Source organism: candidate division WOR-1 bacterium RIFOXYB2_FULL_36_35, assembly GCA_001771505.1.
Taxonomy (GTDB): domain Bacteria; phylum Margulisbacteria; class WOR-1; order XYC2-FULL-46-14; family XYC2-FULL-37-10; genus XYB2-FULL-36-35.
In genome coordinates, this window is the sequence record MEUA01000042.1 from 1 (window position 1) to 6,434 (window position 6,434).

The following is a 6,434-nucleotide window of genomic DNA, read 5'->3' on the forward strand; positions in this document are numbered from 1 at the left end:
AAATTCACAAAGTCATTATTTTATGTATCACAAAATTTTTACTGCACAGCGTTTTTTTGGCTTAATGACAATAATTATTGAAAAATGCTTTTTGCTAGGAGAAAGTCAGGAGGAATATTTAAAACCCCAGTTTAACTTCGTAATATTGACTCTCTATAACTTGACCCACATTAGGATCATAAGCTTTTTTATAATGTGCAAATAATGTCATGTTATCATTTATATCATATCCAACTGTCATACCTATAATTGCCCCCTGCTCAAGATTAAGAGACCTGAAATCGGTAAACTTTGGCTGTTCAAAATATGCGGAAGCGGTATACTTGTCGTATTTTGCAGATGCCTTTCCATTTAAAACAGCATCACTTCCATTGTAATATTCATATATAACATCCGTCTGAAGTAAAGTTGAAAATAATAAATTAAGCTCCGCTATGTACCCATTTTTCTCTTTGCTTGAAGCTTCATAAGATATTAAATTTATAGGATTTGTTTCATACCCACCGTTAAAGTATCCAGGTACAAAATTTTTACCGTTAACCCTATATCCCACGTCAAATAATGCCGCAAAAGCAAGAGCGTTAAATCCCCAGTTTATGCCAATAGTTGAACCAATTGCAGAATTCCCCGACGTCATAAGTGCTGCGGTCTCTGTATATCCTATAAAATTCATGGGAAGTGGAACCGAGGCATCAATTGCAAGCCCCGAAACAGAAGGATAAGTTGTCGTCGTCCCATCAGTATTTTTAACAGAAACACCATCCGCATCTGATATATAAGATTGGCCTAAAATTAACATTTGATGGGCTCTTTCTGTTAAACGAAGACCGTAAAGATGCGACCAAGTTGTAAAAAACTCAATACCTACCCTCTCTGCATTAAAATATCCCTTAAACGCCGTCTGGTTATTATTTTGCGCAATAGGCCCAGCATTTCTTGAGGAATAGTTCTTCATCAAAAGGCCATGTCCCCAAGTATATCCATCCAGCAATCCATAACGGAGCCCCTTCATACCATCATTGAATTCAGCATAACGAAAAACGACTGTGTCATAACCTTCGGGTTTGTTATTTCCGACTGGAATATTGATATCCAAACCAACTCCCCACATCCCCAACCTAAAATCCGGCTGCCATGAAATCGCACCAACTTCACTGGACCCGGCTTTTATATAACCCAAGCTTATAGTATTATCTGTTAAACTGGAAGAAGCAAATGATGAAGAAACCAATACTAAAACCCAAACGACAAATAAAAGTCCTCGAAACCTTGAAACCTTAAAACCTTGAAACCTCTTTCCATTTGTCATTTTCTTCCTCCCAATTTAGTGCCTAAAATGCCTGCAACCTGTAAAGATCATCGCAATTCCATGTTCATTCGCGGCATCGATAGACTCTTGGTCCCTAACACTTCCACCAGGTTGGATTATAGCAGAAATCCCTAGTTTCGCAGCAAGATCTACATTATCCCTAAAAGGGAAAAAAGCATCTGAAGCCATAACAGCCCCTTTTGTCTTCTCTCCTGCCTTTTTTCCTGCGATTTCCGTAGCATCAATCCTGCTCATTTGTCCTGCCCCAATACCAACTGTTGCGCCATTTTTTACAAAAACAATAGTATTTGATTTAACATGCTTTGCGATCCCCCAAGCAAAAAACAGATCATCCATCTGATGAAGAGACGGCTCTCTTTTTGTGACTGTCTTTGTATCATTTATACCAAGCTGAGCCGTATCCATATCTTGGATCAAAAGTCCGCCCATAACTCTCTTATAGTCTAAAACATTATAACGTGATCCCATTAAAGAAGACTTCATAATCCTAAGATTTTTCTTTTCTTTCAGTTTATCAAGAGCCTCTTTTGAATAAGAGGGAGCAATAATAGCCTCAACAAAAAGTTTTCCGATTGCTTCTACCATTTCCATGTCAATTTCTTTGTTACAAGCTATAATACTTCCAAATGCAGAGACAGTGTCACAGGCAAAAGCTTTCTTGAAAGCATCTGAAGGTGTTTTCCCTTTTGCAGCTCCACAAGGATTGTTGTGCTTGATTACAGCAACTGTGGTATCTGCAAAATAGTTTACTATATTCCATGCAGAATCTATGTCAACTATATTATTAAAAGACAACTCTTTCCCATGAAGCTGCTCTGCATCAACAATTGCTCCTTTAAAAGGGACTACTGTTTCCCTATAAAATGCTGCTTTTTGATGAGGATTTTCTCCATATCTTAAATCTTGAATTTTTTGTAAATTTATCTGAACGTTTGAAGGAAAAAGCTCTTCTCCCTCAAATTTTTCAGACAGATAATGACTAATGGATGTATCATAAAGCCTGGTAAGTCTAAAAGCTTTTAATGCCAAAAGCTTACGCGTATCAACTGTAGTTTTTCCACTATTATATTTAAGTTCCCTTAAAATAAGAGAATAATCGGCAGGATCTACAATTACAGCCACATCTTTGAAATTTTTCGCCGCGGCTCGGACCATACACGGCCCTCCGATATCGATATTTTCAACAGCATCAGAAAGTGTACAATTCGGCTTTGAAATAGTTTCATTAAACGGATAAAGATTGCAAACTACAATATCAATAGGCCTTATGCCAAACTTCTGCATATCTTTTTGATGATCTTTCAATGATCGATTGGCAAGAATTCCTCCATGAATTAAAGGATGCAAAGTCTTAACACGCCCACCCAACATATGAGGATAATTTGTAAGGCGTGAGACTTCTGTGACTTTTACACCTGATTTTTTTAGGAATTTTGCAGTGCCGCCGGAGGAGACAATATCATACCCACTTTTTACAAGTCCGCGTGCAAATGAGGCTAGACCTTTTTTATTCCAGACACTAAGAAGGGCAATCGGTTTTTGTTTCTTTGTTTGGGTTTTGGGATCTGGGATTTGGGATTTTGTCTTTTTTCTAACAATTTTCTTTTTTCTCATAATAAGTAATTACTTCTCCCTTCTATAACAATTTTAAAAATTCATCCAAAGAAATATCTGCATCTCTTAAAAGCCTGCGGCAGGCTAAAATCCTTTATAAATATCTTTTCTATGCCCTACTCGTAAAATTGTTATTCTGTTGTCTTTTTCTAAATCAAAAACAACCCTATAATCATCCACCCTAAATCTAAAAGTCGGATCATCAAGCCCTGACAATCTTTTTGCGTAGTTTAATGGATTAGGTAAAGATAGATAAAATTCAACTTTCTCTATTATCTTTTTCTGAATATTATGAGAAAGCTTTAAAAATTCTTTTTCAGATTTTCTTGTAAAAAAGTACTCCATCAAACCAAGCCAGATTTCTTTTTTACAACAGAACTCTTAACTTTTCCTGAAATGCGAGATTCTTTTAAAGATTTAACAAAATCATCCCCTTGAGAATCAATATCGTCCTCCAATTCTTCCAAAATTTTATTGTCAAGCAATAAACCCAATGTATTTCCTTTTTTATCCACTAGCCTGGTAATACCTTTGATATCAAAAGGTAAATTATGGGCTTTGGCATCAGATAACAAAACTATTTTTTCTTCAGCTAATCCCCTCAAAACAGATGGCACCATAAAAACCAATCCTCCTCTTTTATCTAACTATTTTAATTTTACCACATGAAACCAAGAAATTCTGCTTCAAACAAATCTAAAAAACTCAACATTCAAAAGTCGTTATAAAATCTGAAAATAATACAGAAAACTCATCTAAACATTTGTGTCTTCCTAATAATGGAGGGATATCATCTCTTTTTAAAAACCCTACCGGCAAAAAAAGCTCTTTCCCACATAATTTAATTTTAAATTCAGGGCACAAAAAAACAGTTTCTTCTCCTCCAATTCCATAGGTTTTAAATTTTTTACAATCTTTTTCCAGATTTATGCCAAAATCATAGGCTTTTGAAAAAGGAAATAGAGTATAATCAGCACCTGTATCAACAATAAAATAGACTTTTAAATAAGTGTGGAATCTTTGAGACCAGCAATATGCTAATGCTACGGGACGCTTAATTACACCAAATAGCTTAGAAACCTCTTTTTCATAAGGAAATTTCTCTCTCATAAAGAAAACAAAATTAACGAATCAGCCTTTGGGACATAAGTAATTGTTGGTGTTTCCAAAGGATATTTTTTTACTGCTTTTTCAAGTATCCTAGAAGCTTCTTTCCCAGTTTTAGCTGAATATATCTTCCCATGAATAATAACAACATGTCTTCCAAAATATTTGGAATTTGAATAGATCAAATCAATTAATCTTTTTTGATTTGCCATGACATTTATTTTACCACACCCACACTAGAAATTCTGCTTCAAATTTTTCGATATGTATGTATGAAAGTAGGGTTTTCAACAATAAGTGTGGCATCCACAGCAACCATTAATTTAGGTGGTAAAAAGTTTTATCTTTTCAATAGATACGCCAGCTCTCGCCGTTGGAGACGCTTGCTCAATCATATCTGTTCCCCATTTTTGGGCGTTTACAAGTTTGTCAATTTTTATGCCATAAAAATAATGCCTTCAGATGGATATCATAAAAGGCAAGCCAGATAAAAACATACTTGGCTTGGCAATTGCGCCAAAATTTCTTTCGTAAAACCCAATATTACGCACATCTTCTAAATGTATCTCCACAATATTTATTCCTCTGCAAAGCTGTACACAGGTACTCATCAAAATATGCGAAAGTCTCTCTTTCATATAAAGGCGCGTCCTGAATGTATCTTCAACCCAAAAAGCGACATTAGACCTAGTTCCATTATCATAATATTTTTCTATGTTTTCAATCCCAATTTTAGTTTGAGCTTTTTCCGTAAAACCCTGTTGATCAATTAACACATCAAGAGAACAATCTATTGTTGCAATATTATAATCACCATCAATCGAAAAATCTAAATAGCCTGCAACAGGGGGATCAAAAATAATAGGTACTATTTCAATTCTTGCAAATGATACAGAACAAACACTAGAATGATTTGGTTTCCCCGCAAACCTTAATACTACATAAAACTCCTTATGTGCGACAATTCCGTTTTCAACCAATTCAATTATCTCCGCTTCAGATAAAGATGATTTGTTTTCGCTCCAAAATTTTGGGGCATAAGAATTTCTGGGAATAAATCTAAACCCATAAAGAGCACTAAAAGCAGGATTAGTTGTAGCACGACTTGTTGCTCTTCTTTGACAATACCTTAATGCACTAATCCCTGACTCCTCAGGCAAACATACCGTTTTCATAACCTTTTATCGAACTTTGTCAAAAAAAATTTCGCTCATCAAAACTTCAACTTCCCCTCCGCAAACAACCTCACCGCTTCCGGATAAATCTTATGCTCCTGTTCTAAAATTCTGGAAGATAAACTCTCTTCTGTATCATTTTCCAAAACAGGAACTTCTGCCTGTAGAAGAATAGGCCCCGTGTCACAGCCTTCATCCACAAAATGGACTGTTGCGCCTGACACTTTTGCTTTATCTTCTAAGGCTTGCTTTTGTGCATGAAGGCCTGGATATTTAGGTAATAGTGATGGATGGATATTAATCATCTTTCTCTTATACTCAGTCAAAACAACCTTGCCAACGATCTTCATATATCCTGCCAAACAGACAAGCCCAACATTATATTTTTTCAAGGTCTCAACAATTTTTTCCTCGTAAAAATTTTTGTCAGGAAAATCCTTGGGGTTTATAAAAACAGCTGGAATATTATGCTTTTTAGCGCGCTCTAATCCATAAGCGTCAGATTTATTTGAAATAACAACAGAAATTTCAGCAGGGATATCTCTGCACTCTGACGCATCAATTAAGGCTTGAAGATTTGATCCGCGGCCTGAAATTAGAACTCCGATTTTTAGCATTTTAATTCCCTTCTTTTTTTAATTTTAGCATATTACACGAAATTTCGTCCTGTTTTTTTCGATAAAAAAACATGGTTCAACAGTCAGAAACAACTATAAGAAGCTGTAGAAAGTTGGTTCCCTGGCAATTATTGAACGCCAAAAATTTTCCTGCCGAACATGTTTCTAATCTGAGGCGAGGAGCAGCTATATTTGACAAAAATTACGATTTACTAAATAGCAAAGGACTTGATATAAGAGACCATCTTTTTAGGTTTAGTCAAAGAGTCGTATCTCAAGCTTACAGCGACACCTATCTGCAAAATTATTTACGCTGGATATCCTCTCAATCACCAAGGATTGAAAATCCACATCTTGAACTTTTTACTCCACCTGACTCTTATCCATTTGAAGCTATAGCAAGCGTCAGGCGCGATCCCATAATAAGCTTTGAAATTATGAGCGGATGCCAAAATCAATGTACTTGTTGTCTGGCTGGGACTCCAAGCAAAACCGAGTCAACTGAATACATAAAAATATTGTTAATATTTGAGATGGCAAAACGGTATAATATTAAAATCCGTTTTAATACCGTTAGAATAGAGATATTAC

The 6,434-nt window shown here is 35.6% G+C and carries 8 protein-coding genes and 1 pseudogene; 1 reads left to right on the forward strand and 8 read right to left on the reverse strand.

The window, feature by feature from the left end; genetic code table 11:
• Nucleotides 1-118: 118 nt before the first annotated feature.
• The 8 genes from A2290_06995 to A2290_07030 form a co-directional block, all read right to left on the reverse strand.
• A complete protein-coding gene (locus A2290_06995) occupies nucleotides 119-1,309 on the reverse strand; it encodes a hypothetical protein (GenBank protein OGC14062.1) in 1,191 nt (396 codons plus the stop codon).
• A gap of 15 nt (nucleotides 1,310-1,324) precedes the next feature.
• Entirely contained in the window at nucleotides 1,325-2,902 is a 1,578-nt protein-coding gene (locus tag A2290_07000; protein ID OGC14069.1) for a bifunctional phosphoribosylaminoimidazolecarboxamide formyltransferase/IMP cyclohydrolase, read from the reverse strand.
• 126 nt (nucleotides 2,903-3,028) lie between these two features.
• Nucleotides 3,029-3,289, reverse strand: a complete 261-nt coding sequence (locus A2290_07005; protein OGC14063.1) for a hypothetical protein — start codon at nucleotides 3,287-3,289, stop codon at nucleotides 3,029-3,031.
• A complete protein-coding gene (locus tag A2290_07010; protein OGC14064.1) occupies nucleotides 3,289-3,564 on the reverse strand; it encodes a hypothetical protein in 276 nt (91 codons plus the stop codon). The genes A2290_07005 and A2290_07010 overlap by 1 nt, the downstream gene beginning before the upstream one ends.
• A gap of 85 nt (nucleotides 3,565-3,649) precedes the next feature.
• Nucleotides 3,650-4,054 carry a hypothetical protein gene (locus A2290_07015; GenBank protein ID OGC14065.1) on the reverse strand — a complete coding sequence of 135 codons (405 nt, stop codon included), beginning with the start codon at nucleotides 4,052-4,054 and terminating at the stop codon, nucleotides 3,650-3,652.
• On the reverse strand, nucleotides 4,051-4,263 hold the full coding sequence (locus tag A2290_07020) for a hypothetical protein (GenBank protein ID OGC14066.1): 213 nt from the start codon (nucleotides 4,261-4,263) through the stop codon (nucleotides 4,051-4,053). The genes A2290_07015 and A2290_07020 overlap by 4 nt, the downstream gene beginning before the upstream one ends.
• A 246-nt stretch (nucleotides 4,264-4,509) precedes the next feature.
• Entirely contained in the window at nucleotides 4,510-5,226 is a 717-nt protein-coding gene (locus A2290_07025; GenBank protein OGC14067.1) for a hypothetical protein, read from the reverse strand.
• A gap of 38 nt (nucleotides 5,227-5,264) precedes the next feature.
• Nucleotides 5,265-5,849, reverse strand: a complete 585-nt coding sequence (locus A2290_07030; protein ID OGC14068.1) for a phosphoribosylglycinamide formyltransferase — start codon at nucleotides 5,847-5,849, stop codon at nucleotides 5,265-5,267.
• Nucleotides 5,850-5,914: 65 nt separating this feature from the next.
• Between A2290_07030 and A2290_07035 the strand changes: the two are divergent.
• Nucleotides 5,915-6,434, forward strand: a pseudogene (locus A2290_07035) (hypothetical protein).

Excerpts from the sequence above, each read along its gene's own strand:
- A2290_06995 (OGC14062.1), bottom strand. The coding sequence starts at position 1,309 with ATGACAAATGGAAAGAGGTTTCAAGGTTTTAAGGTTTCAAGGTTTCGA.
- A2290_07005 (OGC14063.1), bottom strand. The coding sequence starts at position 3,289 with ATGGAGTACTTTTTTACAAGAAAATCTGAAAAAGAATTTTTAAAGCTT.
- A2290_07010 (OGC14064.1), bottom strand. The coding sequence starts at position 3,564 with ATGGTGCCATCTGTTTTGAGGGGATTAGCTGAAGAAAAAATAGTTTTG.
- A2290_07015 (OGC14065.1), bottom strand. The coding sequence starts at position 4,054 with ATGAGAGAGAAATTTCCTTATGAAAAAGAGGTTTCTAAGCTATTTGGT.
- A2290_07020 (OGC14066.1), bottom strand. The coding sequence starts at position 4,263 with ATGGCAAATCAAAAAAGATTAATTGATTTGATCTATTCAAATTCCAAA.
- A2290_07025 (OGC14067.1), bottom strand. The coding sequence starts at position 5,226 with ATGAAAACGGTATGTTTGCCTGAGGAGTCAGGGATTAGTGCATTAAGG.